This is a genomic window from Mucilaginibacter lacusdianchii, from assembly GCF_009770985.1.
Lineage (GTDB): Bacteria > Bacteroidota > Bacteroidia > Sphingobacteriales > Sphingobacteriaceae > Mucilaginibacter > Mucilaginibacter lacusdianchii.
Genome location: NZ_WSRW01000002.1, coordinates 132,784 through 158,896, shown reverse-complemented (window position 1 = coordinate 158,896; position 26,113 = coordinate 132,784). Strand labels below are relative to the sequence as shown.

19 protein-coding genes are annotated in these 26,113 nt (G+C 40.1%); 10 read left to right on the top strand and 9 right to left on the bottom strand.

Translation table 11 applies throughout. The features are described 5' to 3' along the window. Positions 1-44: 44 nt before the first annotated feature. Positions 45-1,220, bottom strand: a complete 1,176-nt coding sequence (locus GPM24_RS07715; protein WP_158826192.1) for a DUF5009 domain-containing protein — start codon at positions 1,218-1,220, stop codon at positions 45-47. A 284-nt stretch (positions 1,221-1,504) separates the two neighbouring features. On the opposite strand from GPM24_RS07715, the gene GPM24_RS07710 reads away from it, so the two are divergent. From GPM24_RS07710 to GPM24_RS07685, 6 genes are all read left to right on the top strand, one after another. After that, positions 1,505-2,842, top strand: a complete 1,338-nt coding sequence (locus GPM24_RS07710; protein WP_158826191.1) for an alpha-L-fucosidase — start codon at positions 1,505-1,507, stop codon at positions 2,840-2,842. 347 nt (positions 2,843-3,189) lie between these two features. After that, positions 3,190-3,771 (top strand): RNA polymerase sigma-70 factor, encoded by a 582-nt coding sequence (locus tag GPM24_RS07705; protein ID WP_158826190.1) that lies wholly within the window; start codon positions 3,190-3,192, stop codon positions 3,769-3,771. An 88-nt stretch (positions 3,772-3,859) separates the two neighbouring features. Beyond that, a complete protein-coding gene (locus GPM24_RS07700) occupies positions 3,860-5,053 on the top strand; it encodes a FecR family protein (protein WP_158826189.1) in 1,194 nt (397 codons plus the stop codon). Positions 5,054-5,366: 313 nt separating this feature from the next. Then, positions 5,367-8,597: a SusC/RagA family TonB-linked outer membrane protein gene (locus GPM24_RS07695; protein ID WP_158826188.1), complete on the top strand. Its 3,231-nt coding sequence runs from the start codon at positions 5,367-5,369 to the stop codon at positions 8,595-8,597. Positions 8,598-8,610: 13 nt separating this feature from the next. Then, entirely contained in the window at positions 8,611-10,251 is a 1,641-nt protein-coding gene (locus GPM24_RS07690) for a RagB/SusD family nutrient uptake outer membrane protein (protein ID WP_158826187.1), read from the top strand. Between the two features lie 165 nt (positions 10,252-10,416). Continuing rightward, positions 10,417-12,696 carry a GH92 family glycosyl hydrolase gene (locus tag GPM24_RS07685; protein ID WP_158826186.1) on the top strand — a complete coding sequence of 760 codons (2,280 nt, stop codon included), beginning with the start codon at positions 10,417-10,419 and terminating at the stop codon, positions 12,694-12,696. Positions 12,697-12,969: 273 nt separating this feature from the next. On the opposite strand, the gene GPM24_RS07680 is transcribed toward GPM24_RS07685, so the two are convergent. Next, positions 12,970-14,958, bottom strand: coding sequence for an HRDC domain-containing protein (locus tag GPM24_RS07680; RefSeq protein WP_158826185.1), 1,989 nt, complete (start codon positions 14,956-14,958; stop codon positions 12,970-12,972). Between the two features lie 234 nt (positions 14,959-15,192). Here GPM24_RS07680 and GPM24_RS07675 point away from each other — a divergent pair, with 234 nt between their 5' ends. Further along, complete coding sequence (locus tag GPM24_RS07675) at positions 15,193-16,383, top strand: PAS domain-containing sensor histidine kinase (RefSeq protein ID WP_158826184.1); 1,191 nt, start codon at positions 15,193-15,195, stop codon at positions 16,381-16,383. A gap of 177 nt (positions 16,384-16,560) precedes the next feature. On the opposite strand, the gene GPM24_RS07670 is transcribed toward GPM24_RS07675, so the two are convergent. From GPM24_RS07670 to GPM24_RS07655, 4 genes are all read right to left on the bottom strand, one after another. Then, the gene (locus GPM24_RS07670) at positions 16,561-18,015 is read right to left on the bottom strand and encodes a TolC family protein (RefSeq protein ID WP_158826183.1); all 1,455 of its coding nucleotides are present in this window, start codon (positions 18,013-18,015) and stop codon (positions 16,561-16,563) included. A 24-nt stretch (positions 18,016-18,039) separates the two neighbouring features. After that, on the bottom strand, positions 18,040-19,419 hold the full coding sequence (locus GPM24_RS07665) for an HlyD family secretion protein (RefSeq protein ID WP_158826182.1): 1,380 nt from the start codon (positions 19,417-19,419) through the stop codon (positions 18,040-18,042). Beyond that, positions 19,412-20,413 carry an ABC transporter transmembrane domain-containing protein gene (locus GPM24_RS07660; RefSeq protein WP_158826181.1) on the bottom strand — a complete coding sequence of 334 codons (1,002 nt, stop codon included), beginning with the start codon at positions 20,411-20,413 and terminating at the stop codon, positions 19,412-19,414. The genes GPM24_RS07665 and GPM24_RS07660 overlap by 8 nt, the downstream gene beginning before the upstream one ends. A gap of 205 nt (positions 20,414-20,618) precedes the next feature. Next, positions 20,619-20,909 (bottom strand): hypothetical protein, encoded by a 291-nt coding sequence (locus tag GPM24_RS07655; protein WP_158826180.1) that lies wholly within the window; start codon positions 20,907-20,909, stop codon positions 20,619-20,621. A gap of 457 nt (positions 20,910-21,366) precedes the next feature. On the opposite strand from GPM24_RS07655, the gene GPM24_RS07650 reads away from it, so the two are divergent. The 3 genes from GPM24_RS07650 to GPM24_RS07640 all read left to right on the top strand — a co-directional run bounded on the left by GPM24_RS07650 (position 21,367) and on the right by GPM24_RS07640 (position 24,290). Continuing rightward, positions 21,367-22,533, top strand: a complete 1,167-nt coding sequence (locus tag GPM24_RS07650; protein WP_158826179.1) for a DUF6807 domain-containing protein — start codon at positions 21,367-21,369, stop codon at positions 22,531-22,533. 77 nt (positions 22,534-22,610) lie between these two features. Then, complete coding sequence (locus GPM24_RS07645) at positions 22,611-23,483, top strand: sugar phosphate isomerase/epimerase family protein (RefSeq protein WP_158826178.1); 873 nt, start codon at positions 22,611-22,613, stop codon at positions 23,481-23,483. A 315-nt stretch (positions 23,484-23,798) separates the two neighbouring features. Further along, positions 23,799-24,290 carry a hypothetical protein gene (locus GPM24_RS07640; protein WP_158826177.1) on the top strand — a complete coding sequence of 164 codons (492 nt, stop codon included), beginning with the start codon at positions 23,799-23,801 and terminating at the stop codon, positions 24,288-24,290. A 201-nt stretch (positions 24,291-24,491) separates the two neighbouring features. Here GPM24_RS07640 and GPM24_RS07635 read toward each other — a convergent pair whose 3' ends face one another. From GPM24_RS07635 to GPM24_RS07625, 3 genes are read right to left on the bottom strand one after another with little or no spacing between them, the layout of a single operon-like run. Then, positions 24,492-24,755: an MBL fold metallo-hydrolase gene (locus GPM24_RS07635; RefSeq protein ID WP_158826176.1), complete on the bottom strand. Its 264-nt coding sequence runs from the start codon at positions 24,753-24,755 to the stop codon at positions 24,492-24,494. Beyond that, positions 24,736-25,146: a DUF6691 family protein gene (locus tag GPM24_RS07630; protein WP_199269711.1), complete on the bottom strand. Its 411-nt coding sequence runs from the start codon at positions 25,144-25,146 to the stop codon at positions 24,736-24,738. The genes GPM24_RS07635 and GPM24_RS07630 overlap by 20 nt, the downstream gene beginning before the upstream one ends. Beyond that, a complete protein-coding gene (locus GPM24_RS07625; RefSeq protein ID WP_158826174.1) occupies positions 25,143-25,703 on the bottom strand; it encodes a YeeE/YedE family protein in 561 nt (186 codons plus the stop codon). The genes GPM24_RS07630 and GPM24_RS07625 overlap by 4 nt, the downstream gene beginning before the upstream one ends. Between the last annotated feature and the right edge of the window lie 410 nt (positions 25,704-26,113).

Below are 26,113 nucleotides of genomic sequence, written 5' to 3'. Positions count from 1 at the left end.
AAAAACGGTAATATTGAATTTACATATCTGCTTGTTATTGCTTGCTATATTTTAAGTCGCAAATGCCTTTTCTCTAAAAAGCCTGCAATTTGAATAAGAATAAAAGCAGTAAGCAACGAGCGTAATATGCCGCCTGCCCCATAATTGAACACATCCGGATATTTAACATTGAAAAGCATCAGCAGAAAGACTTGGAAATAGGGTAGAAGATAACAGGTAAGTGTGCTTGTGCCTGCTGGTCGTATCCACTTAAACCAGTCTTTATTACCTTTTACGTCTATTAAATAAATAGTTAATTCAAAGGCAAGAATAGTGATGCCGCTGCATATAAATACCCAAGCCGGTGTTGAGCGTATTTTGGATATGCCTTCTGCATAAGGCCTTATTAGTAATCCTGCCAGTATAAGGCCGGTACCCGCAACAGCTAAAAATAACCACATTCTATTGCTTTTTCCTGTTTCTACCAGATAAGCAAATAGCTTTGAAATCATAACGCCACCCATAACCAGTGCAACCGAAGATGCATCGCCAATTATCCACAACTTGCCTTTGGGTACTGCTGTATGAAATAGAATGTTAATAACAATAAAGATTACATAAAATACCAGGAGCAGTTTTATATTACCTTTCAGGACGAAGTACAATAGCCCGCATACCAGATACGACCATCCGATGATACCCAGAATGCCCCACCATGAAGGGCGCATGCCATGAGGTACGGAATCATCACCGCCTTTATATAATGAAGCCATAGCTAATAGCAACAATAGGCCAGCTGCCATAAGGCTGTATTTTGCTGTTTTTAAAAATGTCTTGGGATAATCGAGCCAAATCAAAAAAAAACTAAAGGTGATGATAAGTGCCCAAACGGCTTTGGGTAACATCGCAGTGGCGCTGTACGATTCCAGATTAACGTGGTAAAAACCCATAATTAAAAGCGCAGCGCTTCTGGTAAGTATATAGTAGAATAACCGCCGGTTATTGTCGCCTTTTTTGATACGGTTATTAATGGCCAGCGGCAAAGACAGTCCAACAATAAACAGAAACGCAGGAAATATAACATCTGCAAAACCCATGGCATCATCTGACGCTTTTGCATGGTCTATCCATTCTGGAATATGTTTTACACCGCTTACATCGTTAACAAAAATCATCAAAAACATGGTTAAAGCTCTTAGCACGTCAATAGATAATAGCCGCTGAGGAAGTTGTAGTTGCATATATGGCCGTAATTGATTTTAGGTTTTAAATTCAGGTAGATATAGTTTGGACAAGCCATTCTATGAAGAAGCTTGCCAGCACTTATCCTAATATAGATTAAATAAGTAACAACTTCTTAGTAAATGAAAAACGATAACTGACAGATAAAAAAATCAATCGCTTTGCTTCCAGAAGGACACGCAGGTAGTATTGTAAAACATAAGCATGTTATAGCTTTAAGCAGCAAAATAGCTTACTTATTACTATCTTGTTTACTAATACGTTTTATGCCATGTTCAACCTCATGAAAGTGAAATCTATAGTCTTTTGCGCTTTATCATTAATTATTGCTATCCGTAGTTTTGGACAGGATACTTACAAACCCACAGTCGCTAATCAGCAAGCAAGGCAGTGGTTTACACAAGCTAAATATGGTATGTTTATTCACTGGGGGCCTTTTAGTTTACCTGGCGATGGCGAATGGGTGATGAACAATCGAAATATCACGGTTAAAAATTATACCCGGTTAGAAAGGTTTTTTAACCCTATAAACTTTAACGCCCAGCAATGGGTTGCCATAGCTAAGCAAGGTGGCATGAAGTATATAACCCTGGTTAGCCGCCATCACGATGGGTTTAGCTTGTGGGATACCAAGTATTCCGATTTTAACATTATGCATACGCCTTATAAAAAAGATATTGTTAAACAGATGGCAGACGAATGTCATAAGCAAGGTATTAAGCTATTTTTATACTACTCTCTGCTTGATTGGCGGCGGGATGATTATCAATACTGGACCGGTCGAACCGGTAAAGGGACCGGTCGGACAGTGCGTGGCGATTGGAACAACTACATCCAGTTTATGAAAAACCAGTTAACCGAACTGCTGACCAATTATGGCGAGATTGGCGGAATTTGGTTTGACGGTTACTGGGATCAGATGGAAGAAAGCAAAGATCATAGAGTTACTAAAATTAATGCCGACTGGCACATTCGTGAAATTTACGATTTAATTCACCGCTTGCAGCCACAATGTATGATAGGGAACAACCATCACAATACACCATTGGAAGGTGAAGATTTTCAAATGTTCGAACAGGATGTACCCGGCGAAAATACTGCAGGCATGAGCTTTCAAAACATATCAAATTTGCCACTGGAAACCTGCGCTACTATTAATAACAGCTGGGGTTTTAACCTTGTGGATACGACTTATAAGTCGCACGCCCAACTGGTTAACCTGTTGGTTAAATCAGCAGGTAACGGCGGCAACCTTTTGTTAAATATTGGCCCGATGCCCAATGGCGAAATTCAACCCGAATTTGTAGAACGCCTGCATTGGATGGGAGAGTGGCTGAAAACTTATGGCCCTAGTGTATATGAAACCCAAATGGGATACATTCGTCCGCAAAAATGGGGCTGCATTACACAAAAAGACAATATACTTTACATTCATCCCCTTAAACCAGTAAACAATCAAATTGTACTGCAACAGGTTCCCTTTAAAAAAGTTGAGAGGGCCTATCTCCTGAAAACAAAACAACAGGTAAAAGTTAGTCTAATTGGCAAAACGCTTACAATGCCAGTTCAGCAGCCTGATGCTGATGACCCGGATAAGGTAATTGTATTAATAACCAAATAAAGAGGTGCTGTATACGTCATGATTTACGCACTTGAAGATTGCTCATCAGTGAAAAGTATAATTTGGTTCATTTTAACCAAAGCTCGGTTTGTTTTATCTTCACACAGGCATTGTTACGATGTCTAACTGTAAAAAAATAGAAATAAATCAAATTAAGATAAAATGATGAAAGTCGAATATTCTTACTTATTTAGTGGAGAAAATGGTGAGAAAATAATCGGATTTAATTTAAAGAAAAAAAAATTATAATTATGTCTGGGCTATTTTCATTTGTAGATATATTATATATTTACCAAACGCTATATTTAAACAAATTCAATAGTACATCCTAAACAATTATAATTGCTGTGTCTTACTTTGAGTTATGTGATCAAGAATCTCTAAAAAAAATTGCTGACGGCGATGAAATTGCATTTCGCCAGCTATTTAATCAATATCATAATCAGTTAGGACGATACATAATGGTCTTAACTAATTCTGTTGAAATGGCAGAAGAAGTGGTTCAGGATGTTTTTCTAAAAATTTGGATGAACCGATCTGCATTAAGATCCGTCAAAAATTTTAACGCTTACTTGTTTGTTATATCAAAAAATCATGCCTTAAACTGTTTAAAAAAACAGTTTAGCATTCGCATGGGGCAAAAACAAGTTGAAGAAAGCTATAGCCAAATTTTTGAAGAAGATGCCAGCTTGAATGATTGTTATGAGCTAATTGACGAAGCTATTGACCGCTTACCCACTCAACAACGTAAGGTGTATTTGCTAAGCCGCCACGAGCGGTTAAAATATGCTGAAATTGCCGAAGTAATGCATATATCGCATGAAACGGTAAAAAAATATCTTCAGATAGCTAATATATCCATTGTAAATCATGTAAAAAGTCGCAGCAGTTCACTGCTGTTCTTAACTTTCATGATGAATTTTATTTAAAATATTTCAAAGTCAATACCCCCTTTTTTTGCTCTCTTATTGTCTTGTTATTAATTAGCCTTAAACTACTGTTTGGGCGTTATAACCTATGGATATCCTAAAGGAGAGGCTTTACTATCTTTTACAAAAATATTTTGATAATACCGCCACATCGTCAGAATTGGAGGAATTGTATCAGCTATTTAAAGATGGCCGATATAACGATGCCATTGATTCTTATTTATCTGATGTTTGGGAAAAAGCTCAAAAGCCCGAACCGCTATTTTCTGCTGAGCAAAGCGAACGTGTATTTAAACACATTTTTGAAACACACCCTACTGATACAGAGAAACACACTACCAAGAATAACTTTTCCTTTTGGCTTTTCATGGCAGCAACGCTGTCGGCTGTCTTAATAACTGTTGGTTATATATATTGGAAAAACCTAACGCCTTCAATTAAAGAGGGTGTTGATAAGACGAAACTAGCGCATGACCTTCTACCCGGAAGCGACAAGGCTACGTTGACATTAAGTAATGGAAAGGTAATTGTATTAAACACATCTCAGCAAGGAGTGCTTTTAAATCAAGGTGGTATTGCTGTACGCAAAGAAGCTAACGGACAGTTAGAATATAAGTTTAACGGCAATTTACTTAAACAGCAAGCATTAGTATACAACACATTAGCCACACCGCAGGGTGGGCAATACCGCGTGGTATTATCAGACGGTACAAAAGTTTGGTTAAACTCTGCGTCCTCTATACACTTTCCTTCAGTATTTAATGCAAGCAATAGAATTGTTGAACTAACCGGAGAGGCTTATTTTGAAGTAGCAAAAAATCCGTCAAAACCATTTAGCGTTATAGCCAACCAATCAGAAATTAAAGTATTTGGTACCCATTTTAATGTAATGGCTTATAGCGATGAAGGTGTAACTAAAACTACTTTGCTTGAAGGCTCGGTTCAAGTGAAGAAGAATGCGGTAGAAAAACTATTAACTCCAGGAGAACAAGCTGTTACTGACTCACAAGGAAAATTGATTGTTAAAAGCAATATAGACATTGAAGCCGAAACAGCCTGGAAAGACGGATTTTTTAAATTCGACGACACCAGTATTTCCGAAGTTATGCGGCAGATAAGCCGTTGGTATAATGTAAATATTACCTATGCTGGAAATATACCCACAAAAAATTTAACCGGAACCATATCACGCAATGTGAAAGCGTCTGAACTGCTTAACATGCTTAGCTACACAGGCGTTAAATTCAAAATTGAGGGCAGTAATATTATTGTCCTCAATTAATTTTTCTAATCATTAACTCCAATCCCAATTACATTTATGAGAAAAAAAGTACTTAATTAAACCCACTAAGCGGCAAACCTGTAATGTATGTACAGCATGGCCGAAAGTTAATGTGGCTTTTATTTTTATAACTGGTTTATGAAATAAAAAGCCGGAAAGTGTTGGCGCACTTTCCCGACTTCAGTTAGTCGCATTTTCTTAAAACTATCCGAGTAAGAAATCGAATGTTTATTTAACCTTTAACGCAAGTATGAAATTTAATACTAGGGCCAATCCCTTATATTGGCCTCAACAATCACAAACGATTTTAGTTATGAAATTAATTGCTGTTTTTCTTCTTACATCATTAGTGAATGTATATGGAAAAACGTATAGCCAAATTGTAAGCCTGCATGAAAAAAATGCAAATGTAAAAACTATCTTAAGTGAAATCGAGAAGCAAACAGGCTATCATTTTTTGTATGACAAAAAAGATGTTTCAAAAGCAGGTTTGATCACCGTAAATCTTGAGCAGGTATCATTAGAAAAAGCTTTAGAAATATGCTTTAGAAATCAACCTTTAAACTTTAAGGTTTTTCAACAAACCATCGTGCTTAAAAAGGCAGAGGTTTCTGTAAATCACTCAGCAGTAGCTGCTCCAATTCAAGTACAAGGTACAGTAACCGATAGCCAAGGTCAACCTTTACCTGGTGTAAGTGTTAAGGTAAAAGGTTTTACTACTGGTACGGTTACAGATGTTGCCGGTCGCTATAGCATTAGCGTAGAAGCAACCGGAACGCTGGTTTTTAGTTTTGTGGGTTTTACAACTCAAGAAGTAAGCGTAATTAGCCGTACTCAAATAAACATTAAGCTTGCAGAAAATTCTCAAGCTTTAAGTGATGTTGTAGTTGTAGGTTACGGTAGCCAAAGCAGAAAAGAAGTAACATCGGCAGTTGCTCACGTTGATTCGGCCGATTTTAGACAAAGCGGAGCGAGAAGTCCGATAGACCTTGTACAAGGCAAAGTGGCTGGTTTAACTGTTACCCGTGCCGGAGGATCTAACCCTAATAGTGCTGTTTCCATTCAGTTACGTGGTGCTGTAACGGTTACCGGAAGTACAACGCCGCTATTTGTAATTGATGGTATACCTGGTGGTAATTTGGATTTGTTACAACAGGATGATATAGCATCGATAGACGTACTTAAAGACGGATCGGGTGCTGCAATTTATGGTACGACAGCAAATAACGGCGTAATTTTAATTACTACAAAAAAAGGTAAAAAGGGCACTCCTCAGTTTGATTACTCTAATTATGTAAGAAAAGAATTTTTAATTAGGCGCCTTGACTTTTTAACTGCTGACGAATACCGTCAGCGCATTGCTTCAGGCGACATCAAGCAAAAAGATTTCGGAAGTTCAACTGACTTTCTTGGCGATTTGGTTAATAAAGACAACATAAGTCATAACCATAACTTTGCGCTTTCGGGTGGTACAGACAAAAGCACTTACCGGGCGAGTTTAAACTACCGGGATTTGCAAGGTATAGGTAAAGAGAACGCACGCAAAGAGTATACCTTAAGATTAAACATGACCCAAAAAGGTCTGAATGATAAGCTGAATGTTGCTGTGGATTTAGCCACCAATTTTAACAGAGCTAACTTATTAGGCGGCGGCGGATGGGAAAGTGAACGTACCAAAAACCCAACGCTATCTAATTTTAATCCCGATGGCAGCTACCGGTTTGATTTGACTAGTACTAACGAATATGCTCGTTTATTTCAAGAAACAAACATACGTAAGCAACAAACCACATCAGGTAGCGTGAAAGCTGATTTGGAAATTGTTAAAAATTTAACTGCAACAGCATTTGGCTCCGTAGTAAGAAACAGCTATGTTGATAGCCGGTATGCAATGAAGCAGAGTGAGGCATCTAGAGAGTATACCAGCATTGTTAATGGAGGTTATGCTTATAAAGGTGACTATTTAAGCCAAGAGTATGCTTTTGAGCCTACGTTGCAATATAAAAACACCTTTATGCAAAAACATAGCGTAACAGCGCTTGCGGGGTATAGTTATCGTTATGGTATATTTGAAAATTCCTATGCTGAGAATAGAGGATTTATCAACGATCAGTTTCATGAGGATAATTTAAGCCAAGGCTCTGCACTTACACTTGGCAGAGCAGGTATGGGCAGTGGTAAGAATGATAACACTTTGGTTGCATTATTTGGTAGAATTAATTATGCTTTTGACGACAAGTACCTGTTGCAAGGTATTGTAAGAAGAGAAGGATCATCAAGATTTGGGGACAATAACAAGTTCGGATACTTTCCATCAGTAAGTGCTGGATGGGTGCTTAGTCAAGAATCATTCATCAAAAAGTACGATTTCATTGATTATTTAAAGCTACGTGTAGGTTATGGTGTAACCGGAAATAGTGGCTTTGAAAACAATGCCTCAAGAGTAACGTTAGGCGGCGGCGGTAGATACTTATTTCCTGATGGAACATACTTAGAAACCTATGGACCAGACAGGAATCCTAATCCAAACTTACGTTGGGAAACCAAAAGGGAAGCAAATTTAGGTCTAGATTTCACCTTGCTGAAAAACCGCCTTTCTGGTTCAATTGATGTATACAAACGAACCACTAAGGATTTATTAGACCGGTATGAAGCACCTGTGCCTGCCTTTGTTCGAAACTTCTTATATACAAATGTCGGAACAATCTCTTCAAAAGGTATAGAATTACAGTTGAGTTACGCGGCAATACAGGGTAGAGATTTTAAATGGAACATCGATGCTACTGCGAGCACATTTAGCAATAAGTTAGATTCTTACTCAAATAATGAATACACAATCAAATTAATAACATCATCTCCAATCGGTGGAGCAGGTGCGTTAGGTGATGCTGTTGCAGTATTTGAAGGCGGTGCGCTGGGCGAGTTTTGGGGTAAGCGTTTTGCCGGATTTACGCCTGACGGTAAATGGTTGTTTTACAACCGTAACGGAGAGGCAGTACCAAATGCTTCGATCAACAGCAACTTAAACGATCGTAGCACTACAGATTTAGCTAAGCTGGGTAATGCTATCCCTAAGTATTATGCATCATTAACAAACAGCTTCGCTTATAAAAACTTTGATCTAAGAACGTTTTTAAGAGGAAAGTTTGGTTTTAAGATACTTAACACCACTGCTTTAAGCTATGCAAACCGCACATGGTCGGGTAACTTATTGGAAAGTACATTCTCAAAATATAACCAGATCAACGATACTTATCAATACTCTGATTACTACCTTGAAAACGGCTCATTCTTAAAACTTGACGAAATAACTTTAGGCTATACGTTTAAATTTAAGACAAAGATGATTCGTAATCTGCGGGTGTATTTAACAGGCCAAAATCTAATCACTATAACCAGTTATACTGGAAACGATCCAGACTTTGTATCAGATATAAGTGCCGCACGTACTAATGACAATAGCCCATTATCATTAGGAGTGGATAACAGAAGTTCATATCCAAGCACTCGATCAGTCTTAGTAGGTTTAAATGTTGGCTTCTAATATTATAAGTTATATGAAAAAGAAATCATTATTATACATGGCGCTTGCCGGTGTTTTATGCACTACAGCTTGCAAGAAGCAGTTGGAAGAAAACGCTTACAACCAATTGCTTACTGAAAATTTTTACACAAATAAAAACGAAGTTATATCAGCAGTATTAAGGCCTTATACCCATGCCAATGCCTGGGTAACACCATCGGGACAAGACGGCTGGTGGCGGTTGGCTGAACTATCGGCGGACCAATTAGCTTGGCCAACTAAGGGCCGTCACGGTGAAGATGGCGGCAAATGGAAGCGTTTGCATTACCACACCTGGACCACTGACGAAGGGGGGATAAATAACGCGTGGGTATTAATGTACTGGGGAATGGGCTTATGTAATGATGCTATCGGCAATATCGAAAAACGTGATATTGCGCAGATGGGTATTACCCAGGCCGAAAAAGACAGTTATTTGGCTGAATTAAAGCTATTGAGAGCCTTCCATTATTTAAAACTAATGGATTTGTTCGGTAACATACCTATAGCAACAGAAGTAGGAACTCCTGTTAAGCCGGAAACTAGATCAAGAGCAGAAGTTTTTGCGTTTATCGAGAAAGAAATTAAAGATAATATTGATAAGGCGCCGAAGCTTTCAAAAGGACAACTAGGCCGCATGAGCCAGGCCGGTGCTTACGCAATGCTGGTAGAGTTATATCTTAATGCAGAGGTATGGACTGGTACCCCACGTTGGGATGACTGTATTGCAGCAGCCGATCAGCTGATCAATAATGCTGGTGGCGGTCAGAACGGAGTTATGGCGTTGGATCCAAACATTACGGATCAATTCAAAACCACTAACGATTTGTCGAAAGAGGCCATATTTTCTATCGCTTATAACTTCAGTGTCGCTAATTTTGAGCCATCATGGCCAAGCGAATTTTATCACTTCAAGCAACAAGAGATTTATGGTGGCGGCCGCAATGGTAATGACGGTATTGTAGTTATACCTAACGTATATCCTACTTACGATGCTGCCGACCAGCGCCGTTCTAATTGGTTGCTCATCGGCCCGCAAGTTAAATTTTCTGATGGCGTTACACCGGTACTTGCATCTGAAGAATACAATGGTTCCCAACTGGAATTTGTAGATAACATTCGCAAAAATAAAGCAGGGTCCACTGTTTCTAACATGAGCGAAGGTGAGGAGAATAGCGGTGTCCGCTTTAATAAATACAAGCTTGGTAACCAAATACCAGGGCCAGGTGGTGTGCCGGCAATCGATCCAAACTACAACAATGGTGACTGGAACATCTACCGTTTAACCTGGGTTTACTTTGCCAAAGCAGAAGCGTTGATGCGTAAAAACGGTGGAGTAGCTACTGATGCAGCTGTTCAGTTAGTTAACGATTGCAAAAAGCGTGCGTTTTCGTCAACTGATTGGGCTACAAAAGCTTATACTACATCAACTTTAACCTTAGACGAATTACTAGCCGAACGAGGCCGTGAATTTATATTCGAAGGTTTTAGAAGAGACGATATGATACGTTTTGGTAAGTTTACAACTGCAACCTGGTGGGATCACAATGCAACACAGCCTACAAAGGCGTTGTATCCAATTCCTGTCCGTCAGATCAACTTGAATAGTAATCTGAGACAGAACCCTGGCTATTAATAACAATTAAAAGTCGTTACACAGGGCTGGCGTTTTAACCAACGTTGGCCCTGTGTTCTGTATAAGCCAGCTTATAACCAAACTTGAGTTCTTAAACAGAAATAATTATTTGCTTTGTTTATTATTAAAAGCAAATTTATATAGAACCAGAATTGCAATAACTAAATGAAAAAATTATTAATCGGCACTTTACTATTGGCCACCAAAATTGTTTTCGGACAACAGGTAGATAAAGTTAGTGCGCCAGAGGAGTGGGCTAACCCTTTAATGGGTTCCGACTCTAAATTTGAGCTATCTAACGGCAATACTTACCCGGCGGTGGCTGTGCCTTGGGGCATGAATTTTTGGACACCGCAAACCGGCAAAAATGGCGACGGTTGGATGTATACCTATGGCTCCGACAAAATACGTGGTTTTAAGCAAACCCATCAGCCATCACCATGGATGAATGACTATGGTCAATTTTCTGTAATGCCGGTTACCGGGAACATGGACTTTGACCAGGAAAAGAGGGCAAGCTGGTTTAGTCATAAAGCAGAGGTAAGTAAACCTTACTATTACAGTGTTTACTTAGCCGATCATGACGTTACTACCGAGCTTACACCAACTGAGCGCGCTGCGCAATTTAGGTTCACTTATCCAAAGGCCGACAGTTCCTTTGTGGTGATAGATGCTTTTGATAAAGGATCATACATTAAAGTGATTCCAAGCGAGCGGAAAATCATTGGTTATTCCACCAAATATTCATGGGGAAAGCTTCAAAATTTTAAAAATTACTTTGTTATATACGTAGATAAGCCCTTTACAGTGGCGCGTACATGGAATGACAAAGCTTTGGCTGGCGATTCATTAGAGTTAACAGCTAATCATGTTGGCGCAATCATCGGATTCAAAACTGCAAAAGGCGAAAAAGTACATCTTAAAACAGCATCGTCTTTCATCAGCTTTGAGCAGGCTGAGCTTAATTTAAAGCGTGAACTAGGAAACGACAGCTTTGATGCAACGCAGCAAAAAGCGAAAGCCATATGGAACAAAGCCATGAGCCGCATCAAGGTAAGCGGTGGCTCGGTTGATCAAACCCGCACTTTCTATTCTTGCCTGTATCGTATGCTGTTTTTCCCAAACAAGCTGTATGAAGTAGATGCGCAGAATAAGATTATGCATTATAGCCCATATAACGGACAGATTATGCCGGGCTATATGTTTGCCGGCACCGGCTTTTGGGATACTTTCCGTGCATTATATCCTTTCTTGAATTTGATGTATCCATCCATTAACAAAGAAATGCAGGAAGGTTTGATTAACGATTACAAAGAAGGAGGGTGGTTGCCCGAATGGAGCAGTCCAGGATATGCCAACATCATGGTGGGTAACAACTCGGCGTCTGTTGTGGCTGATGCGTATTTAAAAGGTTTGCGCGGGTATGACATCAATAAACTGTATGAGGCATTGATACACGGTGCAAACAACGAAGGGCCAATTTCGGCCGTTGGTCGCTATGGTGTTAAATATTATAATGAGCTGGGTTATGTGCCAACAGATGTAAAAGTAAGAGAAAGCGTGGCCCGTACTTTAGAGTACGCTTATGATGATTTTGCCATATACCAGCTAGCTAAGGCTTTGAATAAGCCCGCCGCCGAGGTGGAACTGTACAGAAAGCGCTCACAGAACTATCGTAACCTGTACGATAAAGCCAGCGGTTTAATGCGTCCTAAAAACGAGGATGGAAGTTTTGACAAAAACTTTAATCCGCTTAAATGGGGCGGAGCATTTACCGAAGGTAATAGCTGGCATTACTCATGGTCGGTTTTTCATGACGTACAAGGATTGGTTAATTTGATGGGTGGTTCTAAACAATTTGTAAACAAGCTCGATTCTGTATTTACACTTTCGCCTAGTCTGGCGGGCAATGGTGGTGTAATACATGAAATGCGCGAAATGCAGGTGATGAATATGGGCCAGTATGCGCATGGCAATCAACCTATACAGCACATGCCTTACTTGTACAATTTTGGAGGTGCGCCTTGGAAAACGCAATTCCATGTGAGAGAGATAATGAACCGGTTGTATATGGCAACGCCGGATGGCTATTGTGGTGATGAAGATAATGGACAAACCTCGGCTTGGTATGTTTTCTCAGCTTTAGGTTTTTATCCGGTTTGCCCGGCAAGTAACCAGTATGTATTGGGCGCTCCGTTGTTCAAGCAGGCAGTGATTACCTTAGAAAACGGTAAAACTGTCACCATCAATGCAGCCAACAACAATGCCGATAACAAATACATCCAATCGATGACCGTTAACGGCAAGCAATATGATAACAATTGGTTAGGACATGCTGCGCTTATGCAAGGCACAACTATAAATTTTAATATGTCTTCCACGCCAAATACTACCCGTGGTACTAATCCGTCAAGTTATCCTTTTTCATTATCAAGTTCTAAATAATAGCTTTAAAAGAATTGGTTTACACGCAAAATGGAGCGTTAATATCCAACTTACGTATAAAGTTATAAATATAAAAAGAGCTGCTTAGCAATAGGCAGCTCTTTTTGTACAACCGCAATCAAATCTTGTAAAATTTTACCTGTACGAACTTTTTTCTCAGCTCCACTTCCATGTGCTTAAAAACACGTTAAGTTTTGCCAAGATTGTGTAGGCTCACTTATTTTGCTCAACCGTATTTAAAAGCTTATGTATTAATTGTAAAACCTTGATGAATTAGAATAAGCTAGCTTGTTCAGTTGTGCCGTTTTCGCTCTGCTGATAGGTGCGAATCAGGGTTAAAATAGCAGCGCCATAGCGGTTGGTTTTTTCCGGCCCAATGCCTCTGATGCCGCTTAGGGCTCTGAGCGTTGCAGGTAGTTTAGCAGCAATGGCGGTTAACGTTTGTTCTGTAAATAGCATACTGCCCAAAACGCTTTCTGCTTTTGCTGTTTCATTGCGCCATGTAATTAACTGTTCGTAAAGCTTTTCATTGGCTTTCGCGTTTAACGCTTTTAAGTATGAATGTTTCAAAGAAACTTTCGGTTCTCGTTTAAGCGTAAGATAATTATCTGTAGCAAACGGTAAGTCCTTAAAAGCTTCCAGCAGTTTTAATCTGGTCATTAACCACCGCAATAGTTCGTCTGCTTTACCTGCCAGTTCTTTAGAGTTGCCTACAAGTTGACTAAGCTGTATATGCAGGTCTGGTATTGCTGTCTCTAACTTTTCATAAAAATACGTGGCCGCTTTCTGAATGCGTTCGGCGGAATACTTGGATAATTGTCCAGGTAGTTTTTCGGCCACCATAAAAATATCATCTGAAAGCTTTGGCAATAAGCCGTCAAATTTTTGAACCCTATCTTTAAGTTCGTTGAAATTGAATAATTCCGTTAATAAATATAAGCGATAAGCGTCCTGATGTTTTTGCAAAGTATGGTTATCGGGCTGATGCTTGTATGTGTCTTGATTAAAGCGCGTAACAGCCGGATCGCCTATGATATTCTGTGCTGTTACCGGATTACGCAGCACCAAGCCTTCCAACGACCGGCAACGGCTGAGTGCTACGTAGGCTTGCCCGTGTGTAAAGGCTTCGCTTACATCGATTATGGCCTTATCAAACGTAAGTCCTTGACTTTTGTGTATGGTAATGGCCCAAGCCAGTTTAAGCGGAATTTGTACAAAGTTTCCGGCATTATTCTCTTTAATCTCTTCCCCGTCCAGCTGATATTTAACGTTTGACCATTCAAGCGCCTGAACAGCGATTTCCAAGCCGTCTGGCGTAATCACATGAACTGTATCGGCTTCGAGCTTTATCACGGTTCCGACTTTTCCATTATAGTACCGTTTCTCAGGCGAACTATCATTCTTGACAAACATAACCTGGGCGCCCGGCTTTAACTTTAAGCTGGTTTCTGTAGGATAAGCGTCGGACGGAAACTCGCCACGTATACTGGCTTTATACTCGGTTTCAATACCGGGCTTTTCTTCTAACCGTTCCGTATTAATTTGCTGTGCAATACGGTTGTGGGTAGTTAAAGTGATGTAAGGGTCTCGAGGGCTAGGTTTAAAGTTGGGCAGATAACGGGCATTTAATTTTTCTAGAGCAGCAGCCGATATTCGCTGCTCACGCATTTCGTTTAAAATACGCACAAAATTCTCGTCGTTTTGTCGGTAAACTTTGTCAAGTTCAATACGCAAATATGGAGTGCGTTGAAGTACTTGGCTGCTGAAAAAGTAAGGTGTAGTGTAGTAGGGGCGAAGCAAGGCCCATTCTTCATCACGCACAATAGGGCTTAGCTGAGCCAGATCACCAATGAGCAACAACTGCACACCACCAAATGCATGCTGGTTGCCACGAACATTACATAAGATAAGATCAAGCTGATCGATCACGTCTGGCCGTACCATACTGATCTCATCAATGATGAGCAATTCCAAACTTTGCAGCAAATCACGCTTTTCTGCATTAAAACTAATTTCCGGTCGTTCTGCCGTGCCAGGCAATATAGGGCCAAACGGCAATTGAAAAAGTGAATGGATAGTCATACCGCCGGCGTTAATGGCAGCAACACCAGTAGGTGCAATAATGGCCAGCTTTTTTTTAGAAGTTTGGCGAATGTGTCTTAAAAAAGTAGTTTTTCCGGTTCCCGCCTTTCCTGTCAAAAACACCAAGGTATTTGTTGTATCAATGTAGGCTTGGGTTAGTTCAAGTAAGGGGTTCTCCATATTGGCTACAAAGATAGCACCCTTGGCTAAAGGAATTAAGCATTTGTTTGAATGCTTATCAACCACTACTAAAGTAGTGGTTGATGCGACGTAAATTATTGGCAACCGATACTTGCTATTCAAACAATATTGTGCTTAAAGTAGTGGTTTTTACACAACTAAAATGACAATTGTGCCCTGGGTGGTTCAATAAACATTTTTAAACACAGTTTGTATTTTTAATAAAATATTGCTTTGGAAACATCCTTACAAGACTTAGCTACAGAAAATCGGTTGCTTAAAGAACAGTTGGAATCATTGAAAGCATCACATGAACAGGCTCTTCAAAAGCTAAATGAAAGCTTAGTGATTGAAGAGCATCTTCAGGAAAGTCAGCAACGGTTCAAAACTATATTTGAGCAATCCAGAGTTGGCCATAAAATCATTAACACGGATCTGAAAATGATTCAGATTAACCAAGCGTTAGCCGATATGCTGGGTTATACTAAAGAAGAAGTAACCAACTCTGTAATTCTAGATTATACCCATCCAGATTTTGTTGCCTACTGGTATGACCTGCACGAGGCGTTATGGACAAGAGAACTACCGTATTTTGAACTGGAAGCATGTTTGATTAGGAAAGATGGTAAACATATTTGGTGCATAGTTCATACCATACGGTTTACAGACAGGGGGCAAACACTTGGGTATACCATTTTGGAAGATATTACAGAACGAAAACAGCTGGAACGGCATAAAGATGAATTTGTGAGTACTGTAAGCCATGAACTTAAAACGCCACTTACATCGCTTAAATCACAATGCCAGGTTTTAAACCGGCATGTGCAAAAAGCCGCAGATGATTTTGCTGCAAAAATGACGGCAGGAATGGACAAACAAATCAACCGCTTAACGCGCTTAATAAAGGATTTGGTAACTGTATCTAGAATTGAAAGCGGAAAATTGCAACCTATGGTTGTGCCTTATCAGCTTAATGAACTGGTAACTGAAGTGGTTAACGAGTTTAAAGTCATTCAACCGGATAGAAGAATGAATATTGATGCGCCAAAGATTTTAAATATGAAAGGCGATAAGGATAAAATACATCAGGTAATTTATAATTTAATAGCAAATGCGGTTAAGTTTTCGGCTAAAGAAACCGGCATTGATATTACCGTTCAAGAAAAAGACCGCCATGCTGTAGTGTGTATACAAGATTACGGCAAAGGTGTACCTAAAGACAGTTTAGAGCGCATTTTTGATCGGTTTTATAAGGCAGAAACCGCGTCTAGCCATGTAGAATCGGGTATGGGATTAGGGTTATACATTTGTACAGAAATAATAAAATATCAAAACGGAAAGCTATGGGTGGATAGTGAACCAGGTAAAGGCTCAACCTTTTGTTTTACGCTGCCTATGCTGACAAATGCACTTATGGTGAGTTAGGAATAGTATTAATAAAGGCATAAACAACGAGTAACTGATTGCAATCGCTTGTTATAAAATTAGCTACGGTTATAACATGCCTTAATATGATAAAATAAAACCGGCCCTTTAAACTAATGTTGAAGGGCCGGTTTTTTTAAAAACGAAAATCTAGAAACATGCAATCACATGAAGCCACTAGTCTTGGTTTTGCCTAGTTCCAGCTTTATAATAAAGGCCAGCAAGTGCTTTTTGAAAGCCGGCAATCATTTCTTCACGTTTCACCTGCATATCAATCAACTTCGATTCGCGACTATTGATTAAAAACAAAGTACTCTCACCTAAATCAAACTTTTGAGATTCGCCTTTGAGTAGCACTTGTTGATAATCTATATTTTTAATTTGTATAGCCAATTGCGATTCATAAGCCTTTAAATCATTGTAAGAGGTCATAACATCATTTTGTATAACCCGGCCCGATTGCTGTAAATCATAATCAAGCTGTTCTTGCTTAATCTTCACTTCACGGAGCTTCCCCCGTTCGGCCCGCAAAAACAGCGGAAAAGAAAACTCTAATCCAACTTTGTAGTTGCTCCATCCAAAGTCATAATAGTCGGGCACATAGGTATCAAAACTTCTGCGTTTTGAAAGCAACGAACCGGTTACGTTAATTTTGGGCTTCAACATTTCGCGGCGGTAACTACGTTCAATAGCCAGCTGTCCGCTTTTAGCGCGAAGCTTTACTAGCTCCGGGTGCTGATCGGCAGCCTGCCTAATGAGCGTGTCAACTACTTGACGGTCAACTTTCGAGGCCGCTGCCAATTGCGGAACAGCATCAACAGGTAATTCAAGCGGCGTGTCTTTGTCGCTCCATAAATGATTAGATAATACCAACCTGGCGTTTTGCAGTTCAATTTTAACTTTTTCTAGCTGAATACGACGATCCTGAACAGTGATGTTCGCCTCAACCGAATCTATGCCTGGTTTATCGCCCAAAAGTGTTTGGCCGCTCACGGCAAGATATCTTTGTTGTGCTAATCTTACCCCTTCGTTGATGAGTTGGTATTGTCTGTATGCATAATACCAGTTCCAATAATCTTTCACCGCGTTATACCAAACCGCGTTGATTTGCTTAATACGTTCGGCTTCTGCATAGCCTACCATTATTTTCGATTGCCGGAGCGTGCTACGCCGGGAATCTATAATCAGTCCCTGGCCAAGCGGAATGCTTAAGCCTATACCTGTAAGACCAGACAAACTTGTATGGGTCTCGGGGTTAGTGTATTCGCCCACATTCCGGTCGTAACCAATTTTTAAATCGGCACCGGCCAACCACAGCGGCACTTTAAGTTCGCTGGTCCAATGATTATAATACTCGGAATGGCCAAAAAGCTTCCGGCCAAATGCAGCTTTTAAAGCCGGATCAAAATAGCCTAAAGATTGCAGTACATTGGCCCTTGCAGCGTCGCTTAGTAACGCGGCCTGTTTAACAATAGGGTGGTTTTTAAAGACAAACTCTTGTAAATCCTGAAGGGCAAAAACTTTACTACTGTCCGAAACTTTATTATTCTGAGCCTGGGCTATTGCGCTGCCTTTGCTTAAAAAGAACAAAAGGCAACTGATAAGCCCGTAAGCTATTAACTTCAATTTCATGTTATCCTTGCACAATTACTGGGTTTAACCTTTTTTCTCTTTACCATCACTTGCTTTATCGCCCTTTGGTTCTTTTTCCAGACTTGGCGGAAAGCCGTTCAGCTGACGCCATATTTCATACCACAACGGAACCGAACGCAAAACAATACGGCCGAAAGCACCTGATCCCTGGCGCAGTTGTTCTGGCCATTTTTCATCATTAGCAGGTACCGGATAGGTTTGCTTAATGAGCACACGATATTTCCCGCCAGCACTGCTTACACGGTCTATAACCGCAACTTTGCCGGCAAAAGTTCCAACCGCTACTGATGGCCAACCCGCAAACTGCACTGATGGCCAACCCTCAAATTGTAGTCTGACATCGCTGGTATCCAAAATAAGTGGTACGTCCATGGCATCCACATAAAGTTCAACCGCAACCAATGGCGATTTGGGTTGTAAGGTGGCTATTGATTCGCCCTCTTTTATGTTTTCACCAATACCGGCTTTTAGTGTTTTTACCACAAATCCGCTTTGCGGTGCACGCACCACATAAAGGCTACGGCGAACACCGATATTGGCAATCTCGTTACGCAATTTAGCAATCTCGCCACGTACGCTTGCCCGGCTGGATACAGCGGAACTTAAATCTGACTGTGCCTTTGCTAAGCCTTCTTGATATTTAGCACGGATGTTATCCAAATCAATACGAGCGTTTAGCAGGTTTTGCTTAGAATTATTCAGCTTATTTTGCTGGCTGATAACTTTGGCGTTATCTTCTTGCAGCTTTAATCTGCGTGTTTCAATATCTGTAAGAGAGAATAATCCGTTTTTGTAACCGGCTTCGTAACGCACCAAACGGGCTTTACTGGTTTCGTAAAAGTTTTTAACCGCGACCAAGTCCGCGCTATCTATTTCTACATAATTAATGGCCTGCTTTACTTTATTTTCGGCAGCTGATAACTGATAACGCAACCCACTGGTCATGGCTTGGATTTGAGCATTTGTAGCCTCCATTTTTTGAGCAGCGGCCGTTTCGCTTCCTCGTTTGGCATCAAGCTGTTCATTTAATCGGGCAGGCAGTTCCGGGTCAAAGTATGACTGGCTGGTTTCAGATAAAACAAGAATTGTATCACCTTTTTTAACCTCTTGACCTTCGCGTACCGCCCAGCGCTCTATGCGGCCGCCAATTTGATTTTGTACGGTTTGCGGACGGTCTTCGGGCCGTAAGGCAGTTACGCTTCCCCGGCCGGGTATGGTTTGCCGCCAAGGCAGCAGCAGTATAATGATAAAGGCAGCCAGCAGTATCAGCATAATTTTGCCTAGTATACGCGGCCCTTTGGCTACTAACAGGGCTTTGTTTGATTCCCTGTCTATATCTTCCCAGTTATGTATCTGTTGAATAAATTTTAATTGATTAGCCATGCTTTACCTCGCTTTCTTCTAATTCCAGATCGGTAACAACAGCCAGCTTTTCACTGCCGGTAACCATATCAAAAACGGTGTTCATATTGGTCATCAATTTTTCAATAGCGTAGCTAATTTGTACAATAATAACTTCGGCGGCCACAAACTGACCGAAAGTCATTTGGCGTTCTACCACGAAGTAAGATCCCAGTAATAGTAATCCTCCCATTAAGACTGTTCTTAAAGCAACAGCGCTGGCAAAAAACTTTTTCAGTACACTAAAGTGATCGTTACGTGCGCGCAAATAATTGGCTGTTATATCATCAGTTTTATCAATTACAGTGGCCTTATCTTTATCATTACGATGGGCATCTAGGTTGGCAGCAACTTCTTCCAGGTATGCCACCACCTCGTATTTATACTCAGACTCTTCAATGCTGGTTTGTACGCCTCGCTTAAAATATAGTACCAATACCAAAGCAATAACGATCAGTGTAAGAAGTCCAAAACCCATAAAAACCGGATGGTAGAAGGAAAGTAATATAGCACTGAATAATATTTGAATGGCAGCAGCTACAATATCTACCAGCAATTTGGTAAGCCCTTTTTGTATAGTAAGAATATCAAAAAAGCGATTAACCAGCTCTGGTGGATTTTCTCCTGCAAGTTCTTCTTTTTTGATGCGTGGTAAGCGGTAAGCAAATTCAAGCGACGCTTTAGCAAATAATTTTTGCTCAATCACTTCAACTAAGGTAAGCTGTCCAATAAGTAATAGACCACCCAGCACTATACCCATCAATACAACAATAATTAAAATGTACGTAGAGCTGTACATAGCACCATTTGATAGCAGGTTGTAGATAGCTGTGGTGCCAAGGGGCAGTGTTAGGCCAATAAGACCTATCAGGCCTGCATAAATAAAAATATAATTAATAGTTGAGCGCTCATAGTGGAGCATGCCCATCAGTCTTTGCCACGGACTAGGCGCATTGACTGCATGTTTCTTTTTCATTTTTACCAAGTAATAAATAGGAAATCAAAGTTTAATTCGGGAAAGCACATGCGCCATCAGCACCCAAAAAGCAGGTTCAAATGGTATCACTGTTATGTGCAACACAAGTTTTAAAACAAATTTTTTTTAATTCAGCATTAATGCCGAACAAAATCTGTTAAATCTCACATGTACGTATAGCGCATGTGTGAGACTAAGAGAGTACTTAGCAAAAAAGAGGAGGGGGCGTAGGCACCGTTTGCGGTGGATCTTGAACGGTGTTAAGATAATAAAATGATATGTGCGATTTAACACTGCCAACCAGTGCTAGCGGAGCATATAAATAGCTATGATAATCGCATGAATATATTTTTTTCTCGGTCTTATCTAAAAAGTCTTCTTTAGTATCCTTACCGTCTTCTGCATTTTTTTCAAGCGAAATCGGGTCGGTATTAGACTTAGTGAAATGATGAATAAAAAGGGCGCCAGCGTTCAAAGCAAAAACGCTGAGCAGCATAATGCTTAATAAACTTGTTAATATTCCCTTTCTAAAAACGTTCATCAATTTGTGCAAATATAAGAAATACCTTCCATGAACAAAACATGTTACAACATGTTTTAAGAATATAGAATATATTGTTTATTATATCTAACATTCTGTATGAGAGAATATAAGTATGTTGTTATAAGCTTAAGAAGCGGTAATATTATTGCGTTTAAATGAAAAATGTTGATGCACCTGTCTTAATACTCTTGTTTTTTTTGCCCAAAAGTGATGCGGCAAGTACACGTTTGGGTGTTATTCGATATGCAATAATAAATTACATTCTCACTGTCACCCAAATTGCAATCCGTAATAAATTTTATTACTTAACTCATTTATCATCAATTATCTTCGATATTTAATTCTATCGTTGTTATAAACCATACTTCGTTATTTAATCCGCTTTTATCACAAACTCATTTTAATTAAAATGGAGCTATCTTTTGAAATTCTTATCAGGCAAGTATTCCGTGCAAATGCCAACGTTCCTCTAGTTAGAACTGGTTTGAGTGCCATCAATATCAATCGTATTATTCGCGCATATTGTTCGTTACTCGTAATTTCGTTTAACGCATTATGTTATTTAGCATTATTTATATTTTCTGCATTGCCTGCAACAGCACAAGAGCAGGTGGTAACCTTTAATAACGATGTTGCGCACAAAACCGTTGATGTGTTTGTGGGCGGTGAGCTGTTTACTGCATTTAGATACCCAGATACGGTAGAAAAGCCGGTTTTATTTCCGTTGATTGCCGCTAACGGGACGGTTATTACCCGTGGTTTTCCTTTAAATCCAAAAGCCGGAGAACCAACGGATCATCCTCATCATATTGGTTTGTGGTTTAATTTTGAAAACGTAAACGGTCTCGATTTTTGGAATAATTCTTATGCAATTGCCGCCAACAAAAAAAATCAATATGGCTGGATACGGACAGATAAGATTACTAAAGTTAAGAGCGGCGCTTTAGGTGTATTGGCCTATCATGCAAACTGGGCCAATCAAGCCGGGCAGGTAATATTGGAAGAAACTACCGAGTTTGAGTTTAGCGGCACGGCCAACCAGCGCGTAATTAACAGGTTTACTACATTAAGGGCCAAGATGGATGCGGTGTTTACCGATGCGAAAGATGGACTACTCGGGCTTCGCCTGGCTCACGAGCTGCAGATGCCAACCACTAATGACGAACGCTTTACCGACAGCAAAGGTATAGTAACCTTAGTAAAAGGCGGTACAGATAACGTACCAACAGGCAATTATTTAACCAGTGCAGGAAAAAGCGTCAATGACGCATGGAGCAGCCGTGGTATATGGTGTAAAGTGTACGGCAAAATGGGGGCTGATTCTATGAGTATTGCAATTATTGACCATCCTAGTAATCCAAATTATCCTACCTTTTGGCATGCCCGAGGTTATGGTTTGTTTGCAGCCAATCCTTTGGGAGAAAAAGTGTTCACCAACGGCAAGTCTGCAAAGAACTTAAGTTTGAAAAAAGGGGAGTCGGTGACATTCAAATATCAGGTGGTTATTACTAATGGCCAGCATACGCCAGATGCTAAGCAATTAAACAAAATGGCAGCGCAATTTGCTAAGAAGTAATTATAATCAATTAACTTTTAAGCTTTAGCTTTTGTAAGCTATATAAGTATTTTCTGGCATTTAATCATAGCAGCAACATGAATTGGAAACCTAAAAGGCACCTTGTTTTAAGTGCAATTTATTTGATACTATTGGGTATAGCTAATACAACTTTTGCACAAGCGAAAAAACTATTTCCTGAACCACCAGGCATAGTATCATATACTTACCGTAATAATTTTGCAGAAAACGTTCCGGCTACACTGGATCTGATCAAAGAAAACGGCATCACGGATATTGAGTTCTCAAATCTTTTTAATCAAAAGCCGGAAAATTTGCGCCGTATGCTTGATGAGCGAGGCTTGAAATGCTCATCGTACGGTGTCAGTTGGGAAAGCCTGATGGAGAAGACAGAAGAAGTGGCCGTTACAGCTAAAGTGCTTGGTGCGCAGTATGTTCGTGTAGCTGGCATTCCACATACTAAAGGTGCTTTTACGTTAAATGATGCCAAATTAGCCGTTGCGGAGTTTAATCGAGTAGGCAAGATCCTGAAAGATAAATACAATCTGGACTTTATTTACCATAATCATGGTTTTGAGTTTGAGCCGTATGAAGATGGTACGCTTTACGATTATATAGTTAAAAACACGGAACCTCAATACGTAAGTTTTGAACTGGATATACTTTGGGCGTTTTTCCCCGGGCAGAATCCGGCGCAGCTATTGGATAAATATAGAAGCCGTTACAAAGCTTTGCACCTAAAAGATTTGAAAAAAGGTGTGACCGGAAATAATTCAGGCGGTACCGATCCGAATAACGATGTCGTTTTAGGTTCAGGGCAAATAGATATTCCTGCTGTCATTAAATCTGCTCGACGTGCCAACATCAAACATTTTTACTTGGAAGATGAAAGTAGCACATCCGTGCAACAGGTGCCGCTAAGTATCCAATATCTCAATAATCTTAAATAAAATTGTAGCTGTATGATTCAAAGGCTGATGACACCAGTTCGATCAGAGTCATAAGTAACATATCTCTGTGGATTAAATACCTAAGGTTATTAAACTTAAACAAACGCTGCCTATATTGAATTATTTATGCGAATGATGTAAAGGGTTAGTGCTGGTAGTTTATTAGTTATTGATGAATATACGTTTGTTGAATTAAAAACAACGAAGTTTTAATAGTATATGTTGTTGCATAGTTGACCCAGTGTGCGTATAGCATATTATGAAACCCAGTAAACCTTATGTCGAGGTTTATGTCTTAGCATTAAACAATACTAGATGATACGTCAAATTTATTCCGCCTTTTTAGTAGCCGCAGTTTTTTCTGTTGGCTGCCATTCACAAAAGTTGCCGACCGAGAGCGGTCAGTCTGTAACTGTTACAAATAAATTGAAAACCCATATGGCACTTGCGGTGCAGCCAGTAGCTAAAGATTCCGTCATGTTATCGTTTACGGTTATCAATCCAACAGGCAAGCCGCAACGTTTTTGCAAATGGGAAACACCATTTGAGCCTCGTTTAGGCAAGTATTTTGATATAGAAGATAACAAAGGCAGCAAAGCAGCTTTTAAAGGTGCTATGGCCAGACGGGTTATGCCACCACCTCCTGAAGCTTACATTGAAGTATCTGCGCACGACAGCGTTCGAACAGTTATTAATCTGGCGAACCATTATACCTTTGTGGCAGATAAATATACACTCAAATACACTGGCGGTGGTGTAAGCGGACTGAATGCGGGAAATACAATCAGGATAACATTTAACAGGTAAACAAATGACAAGACGTCGATCTGTATACGGCACATTGGCGTCTCGTTATTAGCTACAAGTTTGCTGGATTCGAATCTTTTCTAACTTCGCACAATAGCGTAACGCTTGATAAGGTATGTCTGTGCAAGACTGGCCAATGTCAACGCCTCCTCACTTTCGGCAACTAAAAAAAACTTCTTTCGGGGCAATGATGCTCCCTAATCAGGTTTCAAATTGTCCGCCGTCCTGGATATTGATCGAACCTGGCAGGTGCCCGCTTACAAAGTCAGCATAGGGATGTGTTTTGATCACGCCTATAATGGTTGCAGCATGCTTTTGGGCATAGGTAAGATAAGGGAATATATCCCTTGACGGGGCAAGCAACACAATCTGGCTTTCGCATTCGCTAAGTATAGCATCGGAGTAATGCGATAACCCTTTATTTTCAAATTGTCTAATTTCGTAATTAATGAGGAAGTTTTTCACGTAAAAAACCATAAATCCAAGTACCGGCTATAGCACTAAATAGTGTAACCAAAGTAACCAGAGTACCACCGCCGATCTGCGCGAACAATGGTCCGGGACAAGCGCCCGTAATTGCCCAGCCCAGACCAAAGATCAGTCCACCGTAAACGTTGCCCCAGTGAAATTTCTTATCAGGAATTACGATACTTTCACGGTGTATCGTTCCGATTTGGAAACGCTTGATGAGTAATATGGAGATCATCCCTACTAAAATGGCACTGCCAATGACACCGTACATATGAAATGACTGTAACCGGAACATTTCCTGAATGCGGAACCAAGATATCACTTCAGATTTGACCAGGATAATGCCGAAAAGCATACCGATGATCAAAAATTTAATATTATTCATAACCGTAAAAGATAAGGTAAAATAAACCATGTCATCACAAAGCCGCCGATCATAAAGCAGCAGGTAGTCACCAGTGAAGGCCATTGAAGTGATGAAATGCCCATAATGGCATGGCCAGAGGTGCAGCCCCCTGCATAGCGGGTACCAAAACCAATCAAAAAGCCGCCTACAACCATAAACACAAAACCCCGTAAAGTTAACAGCTTGTTAAAGCTAAAAATATCCCCGGGCAATAAGCCACTAAAATCCTTCACACCTTGTTGCTGTAACGAGGCTACGGTATGGGGATTGAGATTTATTGGACCCTGCACCGATAAAAAGTATGTGGCGATAAAGCCACCAATTATAATACCCGCTGCAAAAAACAGGTTCCAGCTTTCCTTATTCCAATCGTATTTGAAGAAGGAAATGTTTGCCGGGACACACGCCGCACAGATATGGCGGAGTGTGGAGGAGATACCGAAGGTTTTATTGCCCAACAGTAACAAAGCCGGTACGACTAGCCCGATCAGTGGCCCCGCAATATACCAGGGCCAGGGTTGATTAATGATTTCCATATTATTTGTTCAAAGTGCTTAAAGGTACAAAGGTTCCCATGAGCAATACAAACCAGCCAAAAGCAGGTTTAAGCTTGGCATCATTGATGTATTTAGTTAAATAATTGCCGGCAATTATACCATATTTCTGCCATAGCAATGTTAACACACCTCATAAGCTTAAGGAGTCATCAGGTTTACGTTTATAAGCACTTCAGCATCTTAGTGTTTTAGCGGATTTAACATTATCTAGCTACCATACTTAAGCTACCTAAGCATAAACGAAACTTACATCTGCAAACAGAAAAATACTGGAATTAGATGGCAGCAGTCATCGTAATAACAATTTTAATACGTGTCTTAACTGGTCTTTCTGTTCGTCAGTGCGGGCACTTAATAGTTACCGCAATTTTCAGTTTCTGGTTAGGGCT

Coding starts and splice junctions, on each gene's coding strand:
- GPM24_RS07645 (WP_158826178.1), top strand. CDS start 22,611: ATGAATTGGAAACCTAAAAGGCACCTTGTTTTAAGTGCAATTTATTTG.
- GPM24_RS07660 (WP_158826181.1), bottom strand. CDS start 20,413: ATGAAAAAGAAACATGCAGTCAATGCGCCTAGTCCGTGGCAAAGACTG.
- GPM24_RS07680 (WP_158826185.1), bottom strand. CDS start 14,958: ATGGAGAACCCCTTACTTGAACTAACCCAAGCCTACATTGATACAACA.
- GPM24_RS07630 (WP_199269711.1), bottom strand. CDS start 25,146: ATGAATAATATTAAATTTTTGATCATCGGTATGCTTTTCGGCATTATC.
- GPM24_RS07690 (WP_158826187.1), top strand. CDS start 8,611: ATGAAAAAGAAATCATTATTATACATGGCGCTTGCCGGTGTTTTATGC.
- GPM24_RS07715 (WP_158826192.1), bottom strand. CDS start 1,220: ATGCAACTACAACTTCCTCAGCGGCTATTATCTATTGACGTGCTAAGA.
- GPM24_RS07685 (WP_158826186.1), top strand. CDS start 10,417: ATGAAAAAATTATTAATCGGCACTTTACTATTGGCCACCAAAATTGTT.
- GPM24_RS07640 (WP_158826177.1), top strand. CDS start 23,799: ATGATACGTCAAATTTATTCCGCCTTTTTAGTAGCCGCAGTTTTTTCT.
- GPM24_RS07655 (WP_158826180.1), bottom strand. CDS start 20,909: ATGCTGCTCAGCGTTTTTGCTTTGAACGCTGGCGCCCTTTTTATTCAT.
- GPM24_RS07650 (WP_158826179.1), top strand. CDS start 21,367: ATGGAGCTATCTTTTGAAATTCTTATCAGGCAAGTATTCCGTGCAAAT.
- GPM24_RS07710 (WP_158826191.1), top strand. CDS start 1,505: ATGAAAGTGAAATCTATAGTCTTTTGCGCTTTATCATTAATTATTGCT.
- GPM24_RS07665 (WP_158826182.1), bottom strand. CDS start 19,419: ATGGCTAATCAATTAAAATTTATTCAACAGATACATAACTGGGAAGAT.
- GPM24_RS07625 (WP_158826174.1), bottom strand. CDS start 25,703: ATGGAAATCATTAATCAACCCTGGCCCTGGTATATTGCGGGGCCACTG.
- GPM24_RS07700 (WP_158826189.1), top strand. CDS start 3,860: ATGGATATCCTAAAGGAGAGGCTTTACTATCTTTTACAAAAATATTTT.
- GPM24_RS07695 (WP_158826188.1), top strand. CDS start 5,367: ATGAAATTAATTGCTGTTTTTCTTCTTACATCATTAGTGAATGTATAT.
- GPM24_RS07670 (WP_158826183.1), bottom strand. CDS start 18,015: ATGAAATTGAAGTTAATAGCTTACGGGCTTATCAGTTGCCTTTTGTTC.